Annotated in this window: 22 protein-coding genes and 2 tRNA genes; 11 read left to right on the forward strand and 13 right to left on the reverse strand. The window is 73.5% G+C overall.

From position 1 onward, the window contains the following. From KHC27_RS09535 to murA, 8 genes are all read right to left on the reverse strand, one after another. A tRNA-Phe gene (locus KHC27_RS09535) sits at positions 1-76 on the reverse strand. A 160-nt stretch (positions 77-236) separates the two neighbouring features. Next, positions 237-461, reverse strand: a complete 225-nt coding sequence (gene yacG / locus KHC27_RS09540) for a DNA gyrase inhibitor YacG (protein WP_213338328.1) — start codon at positions 459-461, stop codon at positions 237-239. Continuing rightward, positions 458-1,081 (reverse strand): Maf-like protein, encoded by a 624-nt coding sequence (locus tag KHC27_RS09545; protein WP_213338330.1) that lies wholly within the window; start codon positions 1,079-1,081, stop codon positions 458-460. Before KHC27_RS09545 ends, yacG begins: the two co-directional genes overlap by 4 nt. Before the next feature lie 163 nt (positions 1,082-1,244). After that, positions 1,245-1,718, reverse strand: a complete 474-nt coding sequence (locus KHC27_RS09550) for an arsenate-mycothiol transferase ArsC (protein WP_213338332.1) — start codon at positions 1,716-1,718, stop codon at positions 1,245-1,247. Position 1,719: 1 nt separating this feature from the next. Continuing rightward, complete coding sequence (locus tag KHC27_RS09555) at positions 1,720-2,232, reverse strand: UPF0262 family protein (RefSeq protein WP_213338335.1); 513 nt, start codon at positions 2,230-2,232, stop codon at positions 1,720-1,722. A 21-nt stretch (positions 2,233-2,253) separates the two neighbouring features. Continuing rightward, a complete protein-coding gene (gene hisD / locus KHC27_RS09560; protein ID WP_213338336.1) occupies positions 2,254-3,546 on the reverse strand; it encodes a histidinol dehydrogenase in 1,293 nt (430 codons plus the stop codon). 137 nt (positions 3,547-3,683) lie between these two features. After that, positions 3,684-4,226, reverse strand: a complete 543-nt coding sequence (locus KHC27_RS09565; protein WP_213338337.1) for a DUF2948 family protein — start codon at positions 4,224-4,226, stop codon at positions 3,684-3,686. Positions 4,227-4,402: 176 nt separating this feature from the next. Continuing rightward, positions 4,403-5,692 carry a UDP-N-acetylglucosamine 1-carboxyvinyltransferase gene (gene murA, locus KHC27_RS09570; RefSeq protein WP_213338338.1) on the reverse strand — a complete coding sequence of 430 codons (1,290 nt, stop codon included), beginning with the start codon at positions 5,690-5,692 and terminating at the stop codon, positions 4,403-4,405. A 644-nt stretch (positions 5,693-6,336) separates the two neighbouring features. Between murA and KHC27_RS09575 the strand changes: the two genes are divergently transcribed. From KHC27_RS09575 to KHC27_RS09585, 3 genes are all read left to right on the forward strand, one after another. Continuing rightward, positions 6,337-6,411, forward strand: a tRNA-Thr gene (locus KHC27_RS09575). A gap of 472 nt (positions 6,412-6,883) precedes the next feature. Further along, positions 6,884-7,165, forward strand: a complete 282-nt coding sequence (locus KHC27_RS09580) for a type II toxin-antitoxin system RelE/ParE family toxin (protein WP_213338339.1) — start codon at positions 6,884-6,886, stop codon at positions 7,163-7,165. 40 nt (positions 7,166-7,205) lie between these two features. After that, positions 7,206-7,493, forward strand: coding sequence for a HigA family addiction module antitoxin (locus KHC27_RS09585; protein ID WP_246519826.1), 288 nt, complete (start codon positions 7,206-7,208; stop codon positions 7,491-7,493). Between the two features lie 271 nt (positions 7,494-7,764). On the opposite strand, the gene KHC27_RS09590 is transcribed toward KHC27_RS09585, so the two are convergent. Next, a complete protein-coding gene (locus KHC27_RS09590) occupies positions 7,765-8,538 on the reverse strand; it encodes a hypothetical protein (RefSeq protein ID WP_425514870.1) in 774 nt (257 codons plus the stop codon). 362 nt (positions 8,539-8,900) lie between these two features. On the opposite strand from KHC27_RS09590, the gene KHC27_RS09595 reads away from it, so the two are divergent. Next, positions 8,901-9,146: a hypothetical protein gene (locus KHC27_RS09595; protein ID WP_213338341.1), complete on the forward strand. Its 246-nt coding sequence runs from the start codon at positions 8,901-8,903 to the stop codon at positions 9,144-9,146. Positions 9,147-9,151: 5 nt separating this feature from the next. Here the strand turns inward: KHC27_RS09595 and mdoH are convergent, their stop codons facing one another. Then, positions 9,152-10,960, reverse strand: coding sequence for a glucans biosynthesis glucosyltransferase MdoH (gene mdoH / locus KHC27_RS09600; RefSeq protein WP_213338342.1), 1,809 nt, complete (start codon positions 10,958-10,960; stop codon positions 9,152-9,154). A 98-nt stretch (positions 10,961-11,058) separates the two neighbouring features. On the opposite strand from mdoH, the gene KHC27_RS09605 reads away from it, so the two are divergent. The 4 genes from KHC27_RS09605 to KHC27_RS09620 all read left to right on the forward strand — a co-directional run bounded on the left by KHC27_RS09605 (position 11,059) and on the right by KHC27_RS09620 (position 14,362). Then, on the forward strand, positions 11,059-12,036 hold the full coding sequence (locus KHC27_RS09605) for a zinc-dependent alcohol dehydrogenase (RefSeq protein WP_213338343.1): 978 nt from the start codon (positions 11,059-11,061) through the stop codon (positions 12,034-12,036). A gap of 61 nt (positions 12,037-12,097) precedes the next feature. After that, entirely contained in the window at positions 12,098-12,499 is a 402-nt protein-coding gene (locus KHC27_RS09610) for a 6-pyruvoyl trahydropterin synthase family protein (RefSeq protein ID WP_213338344.1), read from the forward strand. A gap of 4 nt (positions 12,500-12,503) precedes the next feature. Further along, entirely contained in the window at positions 12,504-13,550 is a 1,047-nt protein-coding gene (locus KHC27_RS09615) for a glycosyltransferase family 4 protein (protein ID WP_213338346.1), read from the forward strand. Then, entirely contained in the window at positions 13,547-14,362 is an 816-nt protein-coding gene (locus KHC27_RS09620; RefSeq protein WP_213338348.1) for a hypothetical protein, read from the forward strand. Before KHC27_RS09615 ends, KHC27_RS09620 begins: the two co-directional genes overlap by 4 nt. Here KHC27_RS09620 and KHC27_RS09625 read toward each other — a convergent pair. Next, complete coding sequence (locus KHC27_RS09625) at positions 14,312-15,199, reverse strand: RibD family protein (protein ID WP_213338355.1); 888 nt, start codon at positions 15,197-15,199, stop codon at positions 14,312-14,314. The genes KHC27_RS09620 and KHC27_RS09625 overlap by 51 nt on opposite strands. 235 nt (positions 15,200-15,434) lie before the next feature. On the opposite strand from KHC27_RS09625, the gene KHC27_RS09630 reads away from it, so the two are divergent. Next, a complete protein-coding gene (locus KHC27_RS09630) occupies positions 15,435-16,064 on the forward strand; it encodes a cytochrome b (protein ID WP_213338357.1) in 630 nt (209 codons plus the stop codon). Positions 16,065-16,137: 73 nt separating this feature from the next. On the opposite strand, the gene KHC27_RS09635 is transcribed toward KHC27_RS09630, so the two are convergent. Further along, complete coding sequence (locus tag KHC27_RS09635; RefSeq protein WP_213338361.1) at positions 16,138-17,010, reverse strand: SDR family oxidoreductase; 873 nt, start codon at positions 17,008-17,010, stop codon at positions 16,138-16,140. Positions 17,011-17,180: 170 nt separating this feature from the next. Between KHC27_RS09635 and KHC27_RS09640 the strand changes: the two genes are divergently transcribed. Beyond that, positions 17,181-18,170 carry an HlyD family secretion protein gene (locus KHC27_RS09640; RefSeq protein ID WP_213338362.1) on the forward strand — a complete coding sequence of 330 codons (990 nt, stop codon included), beginning with the start codon at positions 17,181-17,183 and terminating at the stop codon, positions 18,168-18,170. Further along, a complete protein-coding gene (locus KHC27_RS09645; RefSeq protein ID WP_213338363.1) occupies positions 18,167-19,165 on the forward strand; it encodes an FUSC family protein in 999 nt (332 codons plus the stop codon). The genes KHC27_RS09640 and KHC27_RS09645 overlap by 4 nt, the downstream gene beginning before the upstream one ends. 31 nt (positions 19,166-19,196) lie before the next feature. Here the strand turns inward: KHC27_RS09645 and KHC27_RS09650 are convergent, their stop codons facing one another. Beyond that, positions 19,197-20,180 (reverse strand): glycine betaine ABC transporter substrate-binding protein, encoded by a 984-nt coding sequence (locus KHC27_RS09650; protein ID WP_246519794.1) that lies wholly within the window; start codon positions 20,178-20,180, stop codon positions 19,197-19,199. Positions 20,181-20,251: the final 71 nt, after the last annotated feature.

A 20,251-nucleotide genomic window follows, 5' to 3' on the forward strand; every position in this document is an offset into this window, starting at 1 on the left:
TGGTGCCCAGGGACGGAGTCGAACCGCCGACACTGCGATTTTCAGTCGCATGCTCTACCAACTGAGCTACCTGGGCGCTGCGGCCGGGTCATGACCGGCTGAGCGGGGCGGGTTATAGTGGCTCGGCTTCCGGCTGTCCATATGCCTGCCTGTGGAAATCATCGGCTGTCCCGCGCCGAAGCGGAGGGAGGGCCGGGCCATCCGGCTCGGGCGCGTTCGTATCCGGTCGGACCCGCTCAGCCCTCGCGGGGCGGGCGCGGCGCCAGCGGGGCGTCGCCGTCCTCGTCGTCCTCCTCGCTCGCGGGAATCGCGTAGGAGCCGGAGAGCCAGCGGTGCAGGTCGATGTCGGCGCAGCGGCTGGAGCAGAACGGGCGATAGGCCGCGCTCGCCGGCCGCCCGCAGATCGGGCAGGGCTTTTCCGGCGGCGACGGCGGGGTGCCGGCCTTGTCTGCCCCGCTCATGCGCCGGTGCTCCAGCGCGCGTGCAGCGGGTAGCCTTCGCCGACCAGCAGCGCCGCGGTCTCGGCCAGCGGCAGCCCGACGACATTGGAATAGGAACCCACCAGCTTCACCGCGAACAGGCCGGCGATGCCCTGTATGGCGTAGCCGCCCGCCTTGCCGCGCCATTCGCCGGAATCGAGATAGGCGCCGATCTCCTCCCGTCCCAGCCGCTTGAAGCGCACCCGGCTTTCGACGATCCGGGTGCGCACCGCGCCCTTCGGGGTCACCAGCGCGATCCCGGTGTGGACCCGGTGGGCCCGGCCGGACAGAAGGCGCAGGCAATCCTCCGCCTCGTCGGAAAGCTCCGGCTTGGGCAGGATGCGCCGGCCCACCGAAACCACGGTGTCGGCGGCGAGCAGATAGGCGCCGGCATGGGTGCCGGCCTTGTCGGCGCGGGCGCGGGCGGTCACGGCCTTGGCCTCGGCGAGGCGCAGGGCGAGCCGCCTCGGCAGTTCGCCGCGCTCGGGCGTCTCGTCGATGTCCGCCGGCAGCAGCGCGTCGGGTTCGAGACCGATCTGCGCCAGCAATGCCAGCCGGCGCGGCGATCCCGACGCCAGCACCAGAGTGGGATGGCCGTTCACGTGCTGAAATCTCCTCGTGGCGCCGCCGGGGGCGGGCAGGGCAGGGCGCGCACGCTACTTGAAACCGCCGGCGCTGTGAACGGGCGGCGGGTCCGTTCGCGGCGGGCGAAGGGCGCCCGGCGGGCGGATGCGCCCGCCCGGCGCGCTGCGCGCGGAAGCGCTCTCAACTGCGGAAACGGGCGCGGATGCGCGTTTCCAGCTCGTCACGCACCGCGCGGTAGGCGTCCATCCGTTGCTCGCGATTGCCGGAGGCGAGCGTGGGGTCGGCGGTCGGCCAGTATTCGACCCCGATGGCGTTGGCCCGGGTCAGTTCCAGCGCGCGGTGATGGGCGTCGGGCGAGAGGGTGATGACGAGGTCGAAGCCGAGGCCCTCGTCCTCCTCCAGCTCCTCCAGCGTGCGGGGGCGGTGGCGGTGGATGTCGAGCCCGATCTCGTCCAGCGCCGCGGCGACGAAGGGGTCGTTCTCGCCCTTCATCACCCCGGCCGAGCCGACATAGAGCGAGCGGCCGAACAGGTGCTTCGCCAGCGCCGCCGCCATGGGCGAGCGCACGCAGTTCTGCCCGCACATGAAGAGCACCGATTGCGGCCGCGCGGTGCGCGGCGGCGCGGGTCCCGGGCCGGGCAGCGGGCGTTCCATCTCACCCCTTCCAGTGGAGGGCGCAGACGAGGGTGAAGATGCGGCGGGCGGTGCCAAAATCGAGCTGCACCTTGTCCTTCAGCCGGGCCCGCAGCAGTTCCGAGCCCTCGTTGTGCAGGCCGCGCCGGCCCATGTCGATCGCCTCGATCTGCGCCCGGCTGGCGGTGCGGATGGCGGCGTAGTAGCTCTCGCAGACCAGGAAATAATCCTTCACCACCTTGCGCAGCGGGGTGAGCGAGAGGTGGTGCGACACCACCGGGCTGCCGTCGGGCCGGGCGATGTCCAGCACCAGCCGGTTGTCGGCGAGGCTCACCATCAGGTCATAGGGCCCCGGCTCCGGGTCGCCGACGGGGCAGAAGCTGTTCTCCTCCAGCAGGTCGTGGATCGCCACCGCCCGCTCATGCTCGATGTCGCGGGAGGCGCGGCCGATGGAGGAGGAATCCAGCCGCACCGCCACCAGCCGCCGGGTGGCGGCGTGGGGATCGGGCGGGGAATCGGCCTCCGGCTCGGCCATGGCGGCAGCGGCCCCGGCGCGTCAGAGGTTGAGGCGGATGGCGACGGAGCGGGCATGGGCGTGCAGCCCCTCCGCCGTGCCGATGGCGATGGCGGCGGGGCCGAGCGCGCGCAGCTGCTCCGGGCCGCATTTCAGGATCGAGGTGCGCTTCATGAAGTCCAGCACGTTGAGGCCGGAGGAAAACCGGGCCGAGCGCGCGGTCGGCAGCACATGGTTGGAGCCGCCGACATAGTCGCCGATCGCTTCCGGCGTGTAGCCGCCGAGGAAGATCGCGCCGGCATGGCGGATGCGCGCCGCCAGCGCCTCGGCGTCGGCGGCCATGATCTCGAGATGCTCGGGGGCGACCCGGTCGACCAGCGCCGGCGCCTCGTCCAGCGAGGCGAGGCGGATGACGGCGCCGAAGTCCCGCCAGCTCGCGCCGGCGATCTCCGCGCGCGGCAGGGTGGCGAGCTGGCGCTCGACGGCGGCGATCACCGCCTCGGCGAGCGCGTCGTCGTCGGTCATGAGGATGGACTGGGCGGCGGTGTCGTGCTCGGCCTGCGCCAGCAGGTCGGCGGCGATCCAGTCCGGGTTCTGCGCCCCGTCGGCCACCACCAGCACCTCGGAGGGGCCGGCGATCATGTCGATGCCCACCGTGCCGAAGACGTGGCGCTTGGCGGCGGCGACATAGGCGTTGCCGGGGCCGACGATCTTGGCGACCGGGGGAATGGTCTCAGTGCCATAGGCGAGCGCGGCGACCGCCTGCGCCCCGCCGATGCGGTAGATCTCGTCGACGCCGGCGAGCCGCGCGGCGGCCAGCACCAGCGGGTTCAGCACCCCGTCCGGGGCCGGCACCACCATGGCGAGGCGGCCGACGCCGGCCACCTTGGCCGGCACCGCGTTCATCAGCACCGAGGAGGGATAGGCGGCGGTGCCGCCCGGCACATAGAGCCCGACCGCGTCCACCGGGGTCCAGCGGTGGCCGAGCTCGACCCCCAGCGCGTCGGTGTAGCGCCCGTCCTCGGGAAGCTGGCGGGCATGGTGGGCGCGGATGCGCTCATGGGCGAGGGCGAGGGCCTCAACCGTCGCGGGATCGGCGCCGGCCACCGCCGCCTCGATCTCCGCCGCGCTCACCCGGATGCCGAGCGCGCCGAGATCGACCCGGTCGAAGCGGCGGGAGAGCTCGACCAGCGCCGCGTCGCCGCGATTGCGCACGTCCTCGACGATCGCGGCCACCGCCTCGGCGACGTCCTGCGAGACTTCGCGCTTGGTGGCGAGGAAGGCGCGGAAGGCGCTGGCGAAGTCCGGCGCGCGGGTGTCGAGGCGAAGCGGCATGGTGTGTTCCTGCGGATGCGGCCGGCGGCGTCGCCGGCCCCGCGACCTATCGCAACCGATACCACGGAACACAAGAGCCCGGGCGCCGCAGGGCCGTGGCGCCGGGTGCGGCCCGAGACCGGGCGGGTGCGATGGTGTCAGGCGCTGGCGTCGTGGCAGGGCACCCCGGCGGCGTCCCACGCCGGGCCGAGATCCTGGAGGCAGGATTCGAGGCATTCCACCGTGAGCTGAACCTCGCCGCCGCCGGAGAACAGGAAGGTCACCGTGCCCGAGGGGGATTCGGTCTCCTCGAAGGTCAGGGCCAGCAGGTTCAGCACCGCTTCCTTGTCGGTGAGGTCGATGCCGCGCACCCGGGCGTTCAGCACCCGCTCGAAATGCATGCCGGCGCGGCGGCGCAGGCAGGGCCCGGCGACGCGGGCGGGCTTCCGGCGGCCCCTTGCGGCGGGCGCCGCGGCCGGGGCGAAGCCGGCCATAACAGGTGAAGGGGCGAAGGCCGCTGCGGGCGTGGCGGCCTCCGCCGTCACCGCCGCCTCCCAGTCGAACCGGTTGGTCAGCAGGGCGAAGCGGTGCTCGCGGGGCAGGAAGGCCATGTCGCCGACCCGCACCACCGCATCCTGCAGATGCGCGGAGATGACCGCGAGGTCCTCGACGTCGAGCGCGATCAGCTTAAGCCCACCCATGATTCCGCCTCTCGGTCCGGTTGCACAGTCCTCGTCTGTGGCTCGCAGATGGCGTTGCCCGGCCGCTGGCGCAAGGGGAGGCGGGTGCGAGAGGAGGTGGGTGCAACGGGAGGGCTGCGCACGGCCGGCCCGTGCGACGCGCGCCACCGCGTACGGGCCCGCCCGTCGAGGCGCCGTCAGCCGGCTATGCGCTCGATCTCGGCGCCGCAGGCGGAGAGCTTTTCCTCCAGCCGCTCGAAGCCGCGGTCGAGATGGTAGACCCGGTGGATCATGCTCTCGCCCTCGGCCGCCAAGGCCCCGATCACCAGCGAGACCGAGGCGCGCAGGTCGGTCGCCATCACCGGCGCGCCCTTGAGCCGCTCCACCCCCTCGATGGTCGCGATCTGCCCGTCGAGCTGGATGCGGGCGCCGAAGCGGGCCAGCTCCTGCACGTGCATGAAGCGGTTCTCGAAGATGGTCTCGGTGATGCGGGAGGTGCCGGCGGCGCGGGTGGTCAGCGCCATGAGCTGGGCCTGCAGGTCGGTGGGAAAGCCGGGGAAGGGCTCGGTCGTCACCTCCACCGGGAAGATGCCGTGGCCGTTGCGCTTCACCTTCAGCCCCTCATTGGAGACGGTGACCTCGGCGCCGGCCGCGCGCAGCGTGTCGAGCGCGCTGGACAGGAGGTCGCCGCGCGCCCCCGCGAGCATCACCTCGCCCCCGGTCATCGCCACCGCCATGGCGTAGGTGCCGGTCTCGATGCGGTCCGGCAGCACGGTGTGGCGGGCGCCCTTCAGCCGCGGCACGCCGGTGATGCGGATGGTGGCGGTGCCCTGGCCCTCGACCCGCCCGCCCATGGCGTTGATGCAGTCGGCGAGGTCGACGATCTCCGGCTCGCGGGCGGCGTTCTCGATGACGGTTTCGCCGTGGGCGAGGCTGGCCGCCATGATCGCGGTGTGGGTGGCGCCGACCGACACCTTGGGGAAGACGATGCGGGCGCCCTTCAGCCCCGTCGGGGCGCGGGCGACGACATAGCCGCCGTCGATCTCGATCTCGGCGCCGAGCGCCCGCAACGCGTCGAGGTGGAAATCCACCGGCCGGGTGCCGATGGCGCAGCCGCCGGGCAGCGAGACCCGCGCCTCGCCCATGCGGGCGAGCAGCGGCCCGATGACCCAGAAGCTGGCGCGCATCTTCGAGACCAGCTCATAGGGCGCGGTGGTGTCGACGATGACGCGGGCGTCGATCTCCATGGTCTGGCCGGCATAGGCGTCGTCGCCGCGCCGCTTGCCGTTCACCGTGATGTCGATGCCGTGATTGCCGAGGATGCGCTGGAGCTGGGCGACGTCGGCGAGCCGGGGCACATTCTCCAGCACCAGCTTCTCGTCGGTGAGCAGGCCGGCGATCATCAGCGGCAGCGCGGCGTTCTTGGCGCCGGAGATGGCGATGGTCCCGTTGAGCGGATTGCCGCCGACGATGCGGATGCGGTCCATGTGGCTCGTTGCCTCCTGAAGATCGGCGGACCCAGCCGCCCGCGGGGCGGCTGGGATGATGCACGGCCGGCGCCGCGGCAGCATGTTCGTCTAGCGCGTGCGGGCGGGCGAGACAACGCGTCGCGCGTTCAATCCACGTCGGCCCGGCCGGGCGGCGGTGCGGGGGGAGGGGACGGGCCGTCCCCGGCCCCGCCCGCCACCGAGCGGCCGCGGGCCTGCGCCTTGCGGCGCCTCAGATTTTCCCTGAGGGCGGCGGCGAGGCGCTCGGCCCGTTCGCGGGCGGCATCGGTGTCGTCGGGTGCGGCCATGGCGGGGCGGGGGCTGGAGAAGGGAGCGACAGCTTCGCCGGCATCTGTGGCTGATTCGCGTCGCCCGCACACCTCGCCGGTGGCCGCGGGAGCGGCGGGCCGTCCCCTGCGAACCCTGCTCGGCGTTGGTGGTGGCCGGGGGGCCGCCGGCGGGTTGGGGATGGGGCCGTGGCGGGGCGCCGGTTGTGGCGGACACCCGCCCGTGGCTGGCGCGAGGCTGGAGGTTCTGCACAGGAACGGGGATAGAGTGCGGGCTTCTCGCCACAGACGCTTGCGCCGCCCGATCGTCTGTGGCAAACGTCCGCCCGCTCCGGGGCTGCAGCGCACCCCGACGGCGCTGCGGTAGCTCAGTGGTAGAGCACTCCCTTGGTAAGGGAGAGGTCGAGAGTTCAATCCTCTCTCGCAGCACCAGTTGTTCCAGGAAACATCAGCGAGAAGCCTGTACCCTCTCCCCCATGCGTTGGAGCGGAACGAACCGGGTTTGCTGTGTCAGGGCTGGGAGAGAATCCGGGGCGTTGCTCCAGGCGCCGGATAGCCATCCAGAGCCTGAGACGACCCGCGCGGAGGCCGCTCTCGGTCGCCTCAACGACAGAGACGGCACCCGCTGCCGTGAGAGCAAGGCGCTGGGCATCGAGCGTCTGCCCATCCTTTAGAGACCCGCGCATAGCCGAAAACGGTCGTCTTCGCCGCACATTATTCGCACCCGAATTCTGCACGGCTCGAGACGCTGAATTCGTTCACGCGAGGTTGGCATGGCGCGCGTGGCGAACGGCCGACAAGGGAACGGCACCCGCGCCAGACCCCGCGCTGCGTATCATGAAACGATACATCCCGTTGACATCGCGGTGTATCAATATATGATACGTGCATCGCGAGGGCGGCAATGATCGTTTCGACCAAAGGCAAGTTCGTCGAAGCGGTCATCGCCGGCAAGGCGCCGAAGGGTTTCACCGCCGATATCCTCCGAAGCGCCGAGCGCCGCCTGCGTGCCGTTGATGCCGCCGTCGTGCTGGATGATCTGCGCTCCCCGCCGGGCAACCATCTGGAAGCCCTCTCGGGGGATAGAGCCGGCCAGCATTCGATCCGCATCAACGATCAATGGCGCATTTGCTTCCGCTGGACCGAGGCAGGCCCCGCGGATGTTGAGATTACCGACTACCACTAGACCAAGGAGGGTCGCCGTGGCTGTGAACTTCGCTCGTCCCATGCATCCTGGAGAATTTCTCCGGGAAGAGTACCTCGTTCCGCTCGGCATGAGCCCCGGCAAGCTCGCCAAGGCCCTTGGTCTGCCGCGCACGCGCATCGAGCGTATCGCGCGCGAGGAGATTGGCATCTCGACCGACACCGCGCTCCGGCTTGCCCGCTTCTTCTCGACGACGCCGGGTTTCTGGCTCAACCTCCAGCAGGCCTATAACGTCGAGACCGAGGCGCCGAAGCTGGCGGATGATATCGCCAGGATCGAGCCTTACGCCCCGGTTGGACAGGCGGCCTGAGGCCGGCTCCAGGCTCCCTGTGTCGCCCGGCCTGCCGGCGGGCGGCGCGCGTTCCGACCGCCCGTCATCGGCAGAGCCCCGCTCCGAAATCCCGCCCCGCTCACATCAACCCGCCCATCAACCGCCGGCCGTGGTCCTCGGTGATGTCCACCAGCCCCAGACGGGCGAGGATCGAAAGACCCGCCGCCTCCGCAGAAGCGCGGGCGACCGGCGCGCGCCACGGCCGCCCCGGGCCCCGCGGGCGTGAGGCCGCCCGTGCGGCAGTCTCGACCTATCGCTCCCCCATCCACGGAAAGGCCAGCACGGCGCGGGTGTAGCGTTCGATCAGGGTGCTGAAGGGGGTGCCGTCGGGCGTCGTCAGCACCGCTCGGTGTTCCAGCACCAGGGGCGGCACTGCGAGCGGGGCGGCGGGCGCCTCGCCGGGAGGTGCCGCGCCGCCGGGCGCGGACGTTGCGGGCGCCATTTCCCACCCCTCCGGCAGCGGCCGCCACAGCAGCTGGGCGGAGAGGGTGCGGCGGCGGAAGTCGAGCGGCGCCACCACCCGGCCGAAGGCGGTGTCGGTGGTCTCCAGCGTGCGGTTCATCTCCGGCGTCAGCCGCTCCGGCAGGTACCAGTTGTCGGCCTCCGAGAGCACCAGCGTGCCGCAGCGCAGCTGCACGCGGCGGTGATTCACCGGCGCGTCGGGGCCGACCTTCAGCAGGTCGCGGATTTCCGTGCCCGGCGCGTCCCCCGCATCCGGCAGGCGGTCGGCGACGATCTTGGTGCCGTCCGGGGCGAGGCGATGGGCGCCGCACCAGCGGTCGAGCGTCAGCGTGGCGCTGGCATTGGCAAGGAGGTCGGCATTGAGGCCCTGCAGCAGCGCCAGCGCCTGAAGCCGGGCAGCCCGGCTGTCGGGCCAGTCCGGCCCGGCCGGCTCCAGCGCCCGGGCCGCCGTCGCGCCGGCGAGCAGCGCGGGTGGCCCGCCCGCCAGCAGCGCCAGCAGAAGCGCCACCGCGAGCCGGCGCATGCCGGTTGCGGGGCCGCCGACGCTTCCGGCGCCTGTCATGCCCGTTCCCGCGCCTCTCGCTCCCCCACCTTCGAAATCCGCGTCGTGGCGACGAACCTTCGCCCCGGTCCGCGCCGGCGGCGCGGTCTGCCCGGCGCGCGGCGCCTCCTCTCGCCGGCGGTGTGAAGGGCCGTCTTTCCGGGGGAAGCCGGCGCGGCGGCCCGGCGGGCGAGGCAGAAGGGCGCGGTTCGGCATGGAAAATCTCCGGCGAGGCGGAAAGGCTGCCACGTCGCGGCGGCCGGGGAAACCCGTCCCGTGGCCGGCGGGATGGAACCTTCCGCTCGGGAACGGACGGGGGTCTGCACCGTTGACCCCGGCGCACCGGGTCCCTCCCGCGTGCCGAGGCAACGGAGCACCGCCCCATGGCCATCGTCCCCACCCCGCCGCAGACCCCGACCCCCGGTCCCGACATTCCGCCCCCGGCGGATTCCCCGGAATCGGAGCCGACCCCGATCGAGGATCCGATGCCCCCGCCCGGTCAGGCGCCCGACATCGTGCCCAATCGCGACGTGCCGGAGATCATGCCGGGCGAGACCCCGCCGGAGCTGCCGCCGGGAACCCCGCCGCCCGACATCGTGCCGCCCGACCAGCCGACGCCGACATTTTGAGACGGTCAGGCCGCCTGCCGCAGCGGGTCGCCCGTAGCGGCGGGCGGCTCTGCCGTGGGCGCGGCGCGGGCGGCGATCTCCTCGGGAATGGCGCACCACAGCCGGCGCTGCAGGAAGGCGCCGAGGTCGGGCCGCGCGGTGACGACGGTCAGCGGCACGGCGAGCAGCAGCCCGGCATAGGCCGGCGCGGCGAGAAGTGGCGCCAGCGGGTCGAGCGCGGCCAGCGCCAGCGCCGCCGCCGCCCCGGTCAGCGTCTCCGGCCAGAAGCGCCGCAATGCCTCCCGCCAGCCCACGGTGTGGCTGTCGCGGGCCTGCCCGCCCCAGCCGGCGCGGCGCCCGGCCAGCATCCGCCCGAGCGTGACGGTGTTGCCGAAGGCGGCGATGGGGGTGAACAGCAGGGCGAACACGGTTTCCGCCGCGCAGCCGGCGAGGAAGCGCCCGGCGCCGCCGAACCGCGCCCGCTCGGCCGGGCGGGCCAGCACGTCCAGCGCGGCGGCGATCTTCGGGGCGAACAGCACGAGAAAGCCGCAGCCCAGCAGGACGAGCGCCGGGCCGGACGCCAGCCAGCCGGCCGCCCCGTCGTGGCGCAGCGCCTGCACCAGCAGCAGCGTCCACAGCGCGAGATAGAGCGGCGAGCCGAGGAACATCAGCACCGCCAGCACCAGTTGAAGGCGGCTCACCGCCCGCAGCCCCGGCAGGCCGAGCAGGGCGAGATATTGCAGATTGCCCCGGCACCAGCGGGCGTCGCGGCGCATGTGCTCGATCAGCTCGGTCGGGTTCTCCTCGAAGCTGCCGGTCTCGTCCGGCTCCACCCGCACCTCGTAGCCGGCGCGGCGCATCAGCACCGCCTCGATCTGGTCGTGGGAGAGGATGGGCCCGGCAAGCGGGCCACGGCCGGCGATTTCCGGCAGGTCGCAATGGGCGAGGAAGGGCGCGAGCCGCAGCAGGGCGTTGTGGCCCCAATAGGGGCCGCAGTCGGCCTGCCACCAGGCGCTGCCCAGCGTGTAGGAGCGCATGCCGAGCCGCATGCCGAACTGGAACAGCCGCGCCAGCGGGCTCGCCGAGGGCCGCCCCACCGCGAGGCTCTGCAGGATGCCGAGCCGCGGCGTCGCCTCCATGACGCGCGCCATCCGCACCATGCGGGCGCCGGTCATCAGGCTGTCGGCGTCCAGCACGAGGATGAAGTCGATGCCGGCGAGCGTGGCGCAATGCGCGCGGATATTGCCGGCCTTGAAGCCGGCATTGTCGCGGCGGCGGCGGTAGCGCAGGGCGAGCGGGCTCGCCGCCGCCAGCGCCGCGGCGCCGGCCTCTTCCGCCGCGGCGAGCGCGGGGTCGTCGGTGTCGGAGAGGATATGCAGCTCGAAGCGCCCGCCCTCCGGCAGGCTGGCGAGGTCCGCCAGCATCTGCCGGGCATTGCCGAACACCCGGGCGGGGTCCTCGTTGCGGATGCACAGCAGGATCGCGGTGCGCGCCGTCAGCGGCGTGGCCGTGTCGGCGCCGTGCCGGGCCGGCGGGCACACCGCCGCCACCGGATCGGCCGAGAGCCGCATCAGCGCGAGGCCGACCAGCGCGTTGCCCAGACCGAGCAGCGGCCAGGGCAGATAGAGCACGAAGGCCAGCAGGAGAGCGATGTCGACCCCGTCGAAGCCGCCCGGCGCCAGCGTCGCGGCGAACAGCGCGACGAGCCCGGCGCCGGCCGCGGCGAGGCCCAGCGCGAAGCCGCGCCGCCGCCACGCCACCGCGCGCTCGCCGGCTTGTGTTGCCCCGGCGGTGGAGCCGGGTCCGCCGGTCGGGGTAGGGTGGCTGGCATGCATGAGCGGGATTCGCCGGTGGGAGAGGTGACCTATGACCGACTTTACGGCGGAACCGGGTCGGCGGATGCCCGCGCCGGGAGCGATGACGGAGCCGTGAGATGAACGGATCGGACACCGCCCGCGCCTTCTGGACCGTCGCCCGCCAGCGCGGCGAGCTGCGGGCGGCCGCGCTCGCCCCGGCGGGTGAGGACGAAGTGATGGTGCGCACGCTCTTCAGCGGCATCAGCCGCGGCACCGAGCGGCTGATCTTCGAGGGGCGGGTGCCGGTCTCGGAGCAGGGCCGCATGCGCGCCCCGTTCCAGGGCGGGGATTTCCCGTTCCCGGTGAAATATGGCTATGCCGCCGTCGGCGTGGTCGAGGCGGGGGAGGCGGCGCTGCTGGGGCGCACCGTCTTCGTGCTGCACCCGCATCAGGACCGCTTCGTGGTGCCGGCCGAGGCGGCGCGGCTGCTGCCCGCCGGCCTGCCGCCGCGCCGGGCCGTGCTCGCCGCCAACATGGAGACGGCGCTGAACGGGCTGTGGGATTCCGGCGCCGGGCCGGGCGACCGCATCGTCGTGGTGGGGGGCGGCGCGGTCGGGCTGCTGGTCGCCCATCTCGCCGGCCGCCTGCCGGGAACCGAGACCGTGCTGGTGGATGTCGATGCCGCCCGGGCGCCGCTGGCCCGGGCGCTCGGCGTCGGCTTCGCCGCGCCCGACGCGGTGCCCTCGGGCGCCGATGTGGTGTTCCACGCCAGCGCCAGCGACGCCGGCCTCGCCACCGCGCTCGCCGTTGCCGGCGACGAGGCGAGCGTGGTGGAAATGAGCTGGTACGGCGCCGGCGCGGTCGCGGCCCCGCTCGGCGGCGCCTTCCATGCCGGCCGGCTGCGGCTGATCTCCAGCCAGGTCGGGCGCATCTCGCCCGGACGGCGGCCGCGCTGGTCCTATGCCCGCCGGCTGTCCAAGGCGCTGGAGCTGCTGGAGGACCCCCGGCTCGACGCGCTGCTGGGCCAGCCCGTGCCGTTCGCGCAGATGCCCGACCGGATGGCGGAGCTGCTCGCCGGGCCGGCGCCGTGCCCGGTCATCGCCTATCCCGAGTGAACAGGCCGGCGTTCCGTTGCGTAGACAGAACGCGAGGCCGGCGAAAAGGAGAGACCCGCCCATGTACGCCATCGAGGTGCGCGACCACATCATGATCGCCCATTCCTTCCGGGGGGCGGTGTTCGGCCCGGCGCAGGCGCTGCACGGCGCGACCTTCGTGGTCGACGTCGCCTTCTTCCGGGAGGAGCTGGACGCCGACGGCATCGTGGTCGACATCGGCCTCGCCCATGAGGCGCTGAAGGCGGTGCTGGCGCCGCTGAACTACCGCAACCTCGACGAGGTGCCGGCCTTCGCCGGCCGCAACACCACCACCGAGTTCCTCGCCCGCCACATCTTCGACAGCCTCGCCGCGGCGATCCGTGACGGCCGGCTGGGGGAGGGCGCCCGGGCGATCGGCCGGCTGCGGGTGAACCTGCACGAAAGCCATGTCGCCCGCGCCTGGTACGAGGCGGAGCTGGATTGAGCCGATGCGGCGGCTCGCCTTTGCCATTCCCGGCGATCTCGCCCTCCCCACCGGGGGCTATGGCTATGACCGCCGGCTCATCGCCGGGCTGGCCGGGCTCGGCTGGGAGGTGGAGCACGTCGCCCTGCCGGCCGGCTATCCCGAGCCGGACGAGGCCGCCCGCGCCGCCACCCGCGAGCGGCTCGCCCGCATCGCCCCCGGCGTGCCGGTGATGGTCGACGGGCTGGCCTTCGGTGTGATGGCGGAGGAGGCGGCGGTGCTCTCGCGGCTGCGCCCGCTGGTGGCGCTGGTGCACCACCCGCTCGCCCACGAGACCGGGCTGCCGGCCACCCGCGCCGCCCGGCTGCGGGCGAGCGAGACCGCCGCCCTCGCCCATGCCGCCGCCGTGGTGGTGACGAGCCCGGCCACCGCCGCGGCCCTCGCCGCCGACTTCGCGGTGCCGCCGGGGCGCATCACCGTGGCGGTGCCGGGCACCGACCGCGCCGCCCCGGCGCGCGGCTCGGGCGGGCCGGGGGTGCGGCTGCTGAGCGTGGGCTCGCTGCTGCCGCGCAAGGGCCATGGCGATCTCGTCGCGGCGCTGGCCGGCCTCGCCGCGCTGGACTGGAGCCTCGACATCGTCGGCGACGACACGCTGGACCCCGCCCATGCCGCGCAACTGCGGGCCGGGGTGGCGGCGCGGGGGCTGGGCGCGCGCATCCGGCTGCACGGCGCGCTGCCCCGCGCGGCGCTGGAGACGTTCTATGACGGGGCCGATCTCTTCGTCCTCGCCTCGCATTATGAAGGCTACGGCATGGCCTATGCCGAGGCGCTGGCCCACGGCCTGCCGGTGGTCGGCACCACCGGCGGCGCGGTGGCGCAGACGGTGGGGGAGGGCGGCACGCTGGTCGCCCCCGGCGATGTCGCGGCCCTTGCCGGTGTGCTGCGCCGGCTGATCGCCGATGCGCCGTTCCGGGCGGAGCGGGCGGCGGCGGCGCGCCGGGCCGGCGCCGCCCTGCCGGACTGGGACCAGACCGCGGCCCGCGTCGCCGCCACCCTCGGGAGCCTTTCATGAGTTTTTCCGCCGACTGGCTCGCCCTGCGCGAGCCCGCCGACAACCGTGCCCGCAGCGCCGCGCTGGCGGCGCGGCTGGCGATCCGGCTGGGGCTGCGCCGCCCGCTGGTGGTGGTCGATCTCGGCGCCGGCACCGGCGCCAATCTGCGGGCGCTGGCGCCGCATCTGCCGGGGCCGCAGCGCTGGCGGCTGCTCGACAACGATGCCGGCCTGCTGGAACAGGCGGCGGCCGCCGCCTTCGCCGTGCGCGATGCCACCGGCGGCCCGGTGGAGGTGGAGACCTGCCTCACCGACCTCGCCGCGCCCGGCTGGGAGGCGCTGGCCGGGGGTGCCGACCTTCTCACCTGCTCGGCCCTGCTGGACCTCGCCGGGCTCGACGTCATCGGCCGGATCGCCGCCGCCGCCGCCGGCCGGGCCGCGGTGCTGGCGGTGCTGAGCGTGGACGGGCGCGACGCCATCGCCCCGGAGGACCCGCTCGACGCCGAGCTGTTCGCCGCCTTCCACGCCCATATGCGCCGGGACAAGGGCCTTGGCCCGGCGCTGGGGTCGCTGGCGCCGGAGGCGCTGGCCGGCCGGCTGGAGCGCGCCGGCTACGGCGTCGTCACCGCCCGCTCCGACTGGCAGATCGACGCCGCGCGCGAGCCGGCCCTCGCCCGGGAGCTGCTCACCGGCTGGGTCGCGGCGGTGCGGGAGACGGGGCGCATCGACCCGGCCGCGCTGGATGGGTGGGCATCGCGGCGGCTGGCCGCGGCCGCCGCCGGCTCACTCCACCTGCGGGTCGGCCATCTCGACCTGCTGGCGCTGCCCGGCTGAGCCGGCGTCGGAGAAGTCGCAGTCGAACAGCACGTCGCCGCCCAGCGCGTAGATGCGGGTGGGCGGGCGGTCGCAGTCGGACAGCCGGCGCGGCCGCTTCAGGCTGAAGCCGGTCGGCCCGTCGCCGAGCAGCACCGGGGCGACGATGAGGTGCAGCCGGTCGAGCGCCCCGGCGTCGATGAAGCGCGACACGGTCTCGGCCCCGCCCTCGATGAGCTGCCGCCGCAGCCCGGCGGCGTGCAGCGCCGCGACCAGATCGGCGGGGGCGAAGCCGTCCGCGTCCTCCCGCACCCGCAGCACCTCCACCCCCGGCGCATGCGCCACCCGGGCGCCGGCGCCCACCACCACCACCCGCCGCGCGCCGTCGGCGCGGAACAGCCGGAGCGTCGGCGGAACCCGGCCGCGACGGTCGATCACCACCCGCGCCGGGTTGTCGCCCTCGACATGGCGGACGTCGAGGCCGGGGTCATCGGCGATGGCGGTGGAGGCGCCGATCACCACCGCATCCACCAGCGCCCGCAGCCGGTGCAGGTGGGTGAGGCCGCGGCGACCGTTGATGTAGCGGGATTCGCCGAGCCCGTCGGCGATGCGCCCGTCCAGCGACTGGCCGAGCTGCGCCACCACGAAGGGGCGCGCCGGGTCGCTGTGCAGCAGCGGGGCGAACAGCGTGTCGGGCGGGATCGCGATGGCAGGCCGTGCGGCGCGGCCGGGGGCGCCGACCGGCGGCAGGCCGGGCTCCCCATCGGAAAGCTCGCGCGCCGCGCGCCGGGCGCCCAGCAGGGCGCGCCAGGCCTCGGTGCTCTCGTCGCGGGCGCTTCGGTCGACGTCAAACGGCATGTCGGTCCCCGGTGGTGGCATCGGGCGGCGATTGTCGGGTCGGCCTCGGCGTGGTCTGATCTGGAATCGTTATACGGTCCGGTCGCGCGGCGCTCCACCATGGGTGGCGTGCCGTTCCGGTAAGCTTCCCGTGATCGGGGGGCCGCCGCCGCGACCGGCGGCGTAGAAGGCAGGCGGCGCCGCAATGGCCGCTCCGCGCGGCGCGGGCGCCGCGCCAGCCGGGAGGAACGTCGCCATGGCTCGCACCGAGAAGACCCGGATTGAGAAGGCCCGCCCTCAACGGCCCGGCACCGCCGGCGCCCGCGCCGGCAAGGGACCGCACCCGCCGCCCGGCGCGGAGCCGGCGCGCTACGCCCGTCCGGCCCGGCTGCTGCACTGGGTGATGGCGGTTTTCGTCGTCGGCCTCATACCGGCCGGGCTGATCATGGCGAACATGGACAGCGGCCCGCTGCAGGACCGGCTGTTCGTGCTGCACGAATCCTTCGGGGCGCTGGTTCTCGTTCTGGCGCTGGTGCGGCTCGGCTATCGGCTGCGCCACCCGCCGCCGCCCCTGCCGCCGGAGGTGCCGGCGTGGCAGCGCCGCGCGGCGGGCGCGGTGCATGCGCTCATCTATGCCGCGCTCATCGCCATGCCGCTGACCGGCTGGGCCGGCACCCATGCCTTCGGCGCGCCGGTGACGATCTTCTGGCTGTTCGACCTGCCGGCCTTCATCGGCAAGGACGAGGCGCTGGCCGGCCGGCTGTTCAGCCTGCACCTCGCGCTCGGCCTCGCTCTGGGCGGGCTGGTGGTGCTCCACGCCGGGGCGGCGCTGGGCCACCGTTTCCTGCGGCGCGACACGGTGCTGGCGCGGATGTGGCCACCCTGAGCCGGGCGGGATGCAGGGCGGGAGGGTCCACGGCCCGCCCGCCCCAGGCGCCCGCCTTCCGGCGCGGTGGGCCTCAGCCATTGACCACGGTGCCGCCATTGGGGTGCATCACCTGCCCGGTGATGTAGGAGGCCTCCTCGCTGGCGAGGAAGACGTGGCAGGAGGCGACCTCGTTGGGCTGGCCGGGCCGCTGCATCGGCGCGCCGGAGCCGTGCCGGGCGGTGTGCTCGGCGTCGAAGGAGGCGGGGATCAGCGGCGTCCAGATCGGGCCCGGCGCCACCGCGTTCACCCGGATGCGCCGTTCCACCAGCGCCTGCGACAGCGCGCGGGTGAAGGCGACGATGGCCCCGCGGGTCGCGGAATAGTCGATCAGCGTCTTGTTGCCCTTGTAGGCGGTCACCGAGGTGGTGTTCACGATGGCGCTGCCTTCCGGCATGTGCCGAAGCGCCATCTTGGTGAGGTAGAAATAGCCGAACACATTGGTGCGGAAGGTCCGTTCCAGTTGTTCCGCTGGAATTTCCAGCGGCTCCTCGACGACGTGCTGCTCGGCGGCGTTGTTGACGAGGATGTCGAGCCGGCCGAACTGGGCGATCACCTTCCGCACGATCTCGGCGCAGAAGGATTCCGAGCCGATGTCGCCGGCAAGGCTCATGGCGCGGCGGCCTTCCGCCTCGATCAGCGCCAGGGTCCTGGCGGCGTCCTCGTGCTCGTCGAGATAGACGATGGCGACGTCCGCGCCCTCGCGCGCCATGCCGACCGCGACCGCCCGGCCGATGCCGCTGTCCCCGCCGGAGATCAGCGCGACCTTGCCTTTCAGCCGGTCGGCGCCGGGAAAGCGGGGCATGTACTCCGGCGCCGGCTGCATCTCGGCCTCGATGCCCGGCTGGTGGTCCTGCTTCTGCGGGGGAATCGTCTCCGGCGTCAGAACGGGGGTGTGCTCGTTCATGGAAGGCTCCTGCGATGTCGGGGTGTCATCGGAGCCAACTCGCGCCCCTGCGGCAGGTTCCGGCCGTGCGATCCGGCTATTCGCGGCGGTGGTAAGCCGGGGATGGATTGAGATCAGCCGGCAAAATGGCGAAGATGCCGCCCCCGCGCGGTTCCCACCAGAGTGTGTGCATGCTGTCCCGCCTGCTGAGCCACCCGGTCCGGTTCATCCTCGGCACCGTGCTGGCGCTGTTCGTGCTGTACGAGATCGGCGTCCAGATCTTCGCCTATACCGGCGACGCCTATGTCGACAGCGACATCGTGGTGCTGGCCTCGCAGATCGAGGGGCCGATCGCGCGCCTCGCGGTGCAGAACAACGCGGAGGTGAAGGCGGGCGACCTGCTGTTCGAGGTGGAGGCGACGCCGTTCCGCCTGCGCGTCCAGCAGACCGAGGCGGCGCTGTCGCAGGCCCGCTCGAACCTCGCCCTCGCCACGGATGAGGTGGCGGCGGCGCGGGCCACCCTGCAGGCGGCGCAGGCGGTGCAGACCAACGCCACCGAGGAGATGAACCGCACCCGCACCCTCTCCGGCGAGGGCTTCTCCTCCCAGGCCTCGCTCGACGAGGCCTCCAAGGACCTCGCCAAGGCCAGCGCCGACGTCATGGTGACGCAGGCCGGGCTCAATGTCGCCAGCCGCCGGGTCGCGGTGGCGGAAGCCGATGTGGTGTCGGCGCAGGCGGCGCTCGACCGCGCGCAGTACGACCTCACCAAGACGCAGGTGCGGGCGCCCGATGCCGGCCGGGTCGCGCCCTTCACCCTGCGCCAGGGCGACTACCTGCAGGTCGGCACCAAGGTGCTGGCCATCGTCACGGAGAAGCGGCTGCGGGTGGTCGCCAATGTGGCCGAGCGTCATCTCGGCCATGTCGCGCTCGGCCAGCGCGCCTTCGTCACGCTCGGCACCGACCCGTGGGTGCTGCACCGCGGCCGCGTCACCGGCATCGCCGCCGGCATCGCCCGCTCGCCCGACGCGCCGGACATCGTGCCCTATGTCGCCCCGACCACCGACTGGGTGCGCCTGCCGCGCCGCTTCCCGGTGGAGATCACGCTCGACGACTGGCCGGCGGGCCGCGCCCATTACACCGGCGCGGATGCCCGCGTCCTGATCTGGTTCCGGGCGCCGTGACCGACATCGACCGCCAGGCGCTCGCCACCGCGCTGGGGGTTCTGGCGGCGGTGCACATCGCGCTGGTGCTGGGGCTGCAGCAGCCCTACTGGGCGGCGCTGAGCGTGCTCATCATCTCCAATGTCGACCGCACCGCGCTGTTCACCAAGGGCGTGCTGCGCGTGGCCGGCACGCTGTTCGGGGTCGGCGCCGGCTATGTCGTGGCGATGCGGGTGGAGGGGCTGCCGGTCATCCAGGCGGTGCTGCTGATGATGGCGGCGGGGCTCGGCACCTATGCCCGGCAGCGCAGCGCCTATGCCTATGCGTGGTTCTACGGCGCGCTGAGCTTCATGCTGGTGCTGCTGTCCAGCATGACGGAGCCGGCGCAGCTCTACGACTTCATGGTGTATCGCTGCTCGGAAATCGTGATCGGCGTCGTCGCGGCGACGGTGGCGAACTGGGCGCTCGGCCCGCGTCCGGGCGAACTGCCGGCGGGGGTGGCGGCGGCGCCGTCCGCCGTGACGCCGGAGGAGGCCGCCCGCCACGCGCTGGCGGCCTCGGTCGGGGCGCTGTGCATCGTGCTGGCCTGGGTGGAGTTCGACCTGCCGCAGCTCATCCAGGTGCTGATCTCCAGCCTGATCGTGGTGGACATCAACGTCGCGGCCACCCGCCATCGCGGCTTCCAGCGCATCGCCGGCTGCCTCATCGGCGGGGCCGCCGGCCTGTCGGTCATCGTCATCGACGCGGTCGACCAGTTGTGGTGGACGGTGATGCTGTTCGTCGGCGTGCTGCTCTGCGCCCGGGTCCATCTCGGCCGCACGCCCTATGCCTATGTCGGCACCCAGGCGGCGATCGCCTTCCTCGTCACGCTGGTGGATGTCGGGCCGCCCGGCAGCATCATGCCGCCGCTCGACCGGCTGGTCGGCATCGTGCTCGGCGTGTCGCTGATGATGCTGGTGGTGTGGGCGCTGAACCCGCCCCGTCCGCTGCCGGCGGCGGCCGGGCCGGCGGGCTGACGGGGCGCGGCCGGCCGGTTCGCGCCGGGCCTCAGTGCAGCAGGCCGCGGCCGCGCAGATAGGTCTCCGCCACCGCGCGCGGCTCGCGGTTCTCGAACTGGACCTGCGCGTTCAGCGCCTGCAGCGCGTCCTGCGACAGCCCCTCGAAGGCGGGCGCCAGCAGCTCCGGCAGGCCGGGGCGGGCGGCCAGCACCTCGGCGCGGGTCACCGGCGCGGGCTGGTAGACCGGCTGCACCGCGCGGGTGTCGCGCAGCAGCTTCAGCCCCATCGCGGCGATGCCGCCGTCGGTGCCGTAGACCATGGCGGCGTTGACGCCGTATTTGCCGACCGCAGCGGCGCGGATGGTCTCGGCGGTGTCGCCGCCCGAGACGATCATGATCTGGCGCTGGCTGAGGGTGAAGCCATAGGCTTTCTCGAAGGCGGGCAGCGCCAGCGGGTTCATGAGGAACTCGTTGGAGGCGGCGAGCTTCACCTTGCCGCCGGTCTTCACCCAGCGGGCGAAGTCCTCCAGCGTGGGGTCGCGGTTGGAGCCGGCGATCTCCCGCCGCACCGCGATCGCCCAGGCGTTGCTGGCCGGGGCCGGGGTGAGCCAGACCACGCCCTGCGGCCCGTCCAGCTCCCGCGCCCGGGCCAGCGCCGTCGCCGGCGCCTTCCAGGCGGGGTCGGCCGGGACGGCGTGGAACAGCCCGGCATTGCCGGTATATTCGGGATAGATGTCGATCCGCCCGGCCATCAGCGCGGCGCGGATGTCGAGCGTGGTGCCGTAGCCGATGCGGTAGCTCACCGGCACCCCGCCCTGCTCCAGCAGCAGCCCGATCATGTGGCCGAGGATCGCGCCCTCGGTGTCCGGCTTGGAGGCGACGACGACGGTCGTGCCGGCAGCCTGCGCCGTGCCGGGCGGCGTGCCGTCCCCGGCCCGCGCGCGGCCCATGCCCAGCATCACCAGCCCGCCCAACAACCCGCCGAGCAGCAGCGCCGCGGCGGCCTTCGCGAGTCGACCGCCCCACCGGCTCATCGTTCGTTCCTGCCCCGCGCGGAGGCTAGCACGGCCGCGGCGCGCAACCGCCCTACCAGGGTGCTGCGGGC

Source organism: Ancylobacter lacus (assembly GCF_018390635.1).
GTDB classification, from domain to species: Bacteria; Pseudomonadota; Alphaproteobacteria; order Rhizobiales; family Xanthobacteraceae; genus Ancylobacter; species Ancylobacter lacus.

Excerpts from the sequence above, each read along its gene's own strand:
- yacG (WP_213338328.1), bottom strand. The coding sequence starts at position 461 with ATGAGCGGGGCAGACAAGGCCGGCACCCCGCCGTCGCCGCCGGAAAAG.
- KHC27_RS09550 (WP_213338332.1), bottom strand. The coding sequence starts at position 1,718 with ATGGAACGCCCGCTGCCCGGCCCGGGACCCGCGCCGCCGCGCACCGCG.
- KHC27_RS09555 (WP_213338335.1), bottom strand. The coding sequence starts at position 2,232 with ATGGCCGAGCCGGAGGCCGATTCCCCGCCCGATCCCCACGCCGCCACC.
- hisD (WP_213338336.1), bottom strand. The coding sequence starts at position 3,546 with ATGCCGCTTCGCCTCGACACCCGCGCGCCGGACTTCGCCAGCGCCTTC.
- KHC27_RS09565 (WP_213338337.1), bottom strand. The coding sequence starts at position 4,226 with ATGGGTGGGCTTAAGCTGATCGCGCTCGACGTCGAGGACCTCGCGGTC.
- murA (WP_213338338.1), bottom strand. The coding sequence starts at position 5,692 with ATGGACCGCATCCGCATCGTCGGCGGCAATCCGCTCAACGGGACCATC.
- KHC27_RS09580 (WP_213338339.1), top strand. The coding sequence starts at position 6,884 with ATGATCGTTTCGACCAAAGGCAAGTTCGTCGAAGCGGTCATCGCCGGC.
- KHC27_RS09585 (WP_246519826.1), top strand. The coding sequence starts at position 7,206 with ATGCATCCTGGAGAATTTCTCCGGGAAGAGTACCTCGTTCCGCTCGGC.
- KHC27_RS09590 (WP_425514870.1), bottom strand. The coding sequence starts at position 8,538 with ATGACAGGCGCCGGAAGCGTCGGCGGCCCCGCAACCGGCATGCGCCGG.
- KHC27_RS09595 (WP_213338341.1), top strand. The coding sequence starts at position 8,901 with ATGGCCATCGTCCCCACCCCGCCGCAGACCCCGACCCCCGGTCCCGAC.
- mdoH (WP_213338342.1), bottom strand. The coding sequence starts at position 10,960 with ATGCATGCCAGCCACCCTACCCCGACCGGCGGACCCGGCTCCACCGCC.
- KHC27_RS09605 (WP_213338343.1), top strand. The coding sequence starts at position 11,059 with ATGAACGGATCGGACACCGCCCGCGCCTTCTGGACCGTCGCCCGCCAG.
- KHC27_RS09610 (WP_213338344.1), top strand. The coding sequence starts at position 12,098 with ATGTACGCCATCGAGGTGCGCGACCACATCATGATCGCCCATTCCTTC.
- KHC27_RS09615 (WP_213338346.1), top strand. The coding sequence starts at position 12,504 with ATGCGGCGGCTCGCCTTTGCCATTCCCGGCGATCTCGCCCTCCCCACC.
- KHC27_RS09620 (WP_213338348.1), top strand. The coding sequence starts at position 13,547 with ATGAGTTTTTCCGCCGACTGGCTCGCCCTGCGCGAGCCCGCCGACAAC.
- KHC27_RS09625 (WP_213338355.1), bottom strand. The coding sequence starts at position 15,199 with ATGCCGTTTGACGTCGACCGAAGCGCCCGCGACGAGAGCACCGAGGCC.
- KHC27_RS09630 (WP_213338357.1), top strand. The coding sequence starts at position 15,435 with ATGGCTCGCACCGAGAAGACCCGGATTGAGAAGGCCCGCCCTCAACGG.
- KHC27_RS09635 (WP_213338361.1), bottom strand. The coding sequence starts at position 17,010 with ATGAACGAGCACACCCCCGTTCTGACGCCGGAGACGATTCCCCCGCAG.
- KHC27_RS09640 (WP_213338362.1), top strand. The coding sequence starts at position 17,181 with ATGCTGTCCCGCCTGCTGAGCCACCCGGTCCGGTTCATCCTCGGCACC.
- KHC27_RS09650 (WP_246519794.1), bottom strand. The coding sequence starts at position 20,180 with ATGAGCCGGTGGGGCGGTCGACTCGCGAAGGCCGCCGCGGCGCTGCTG.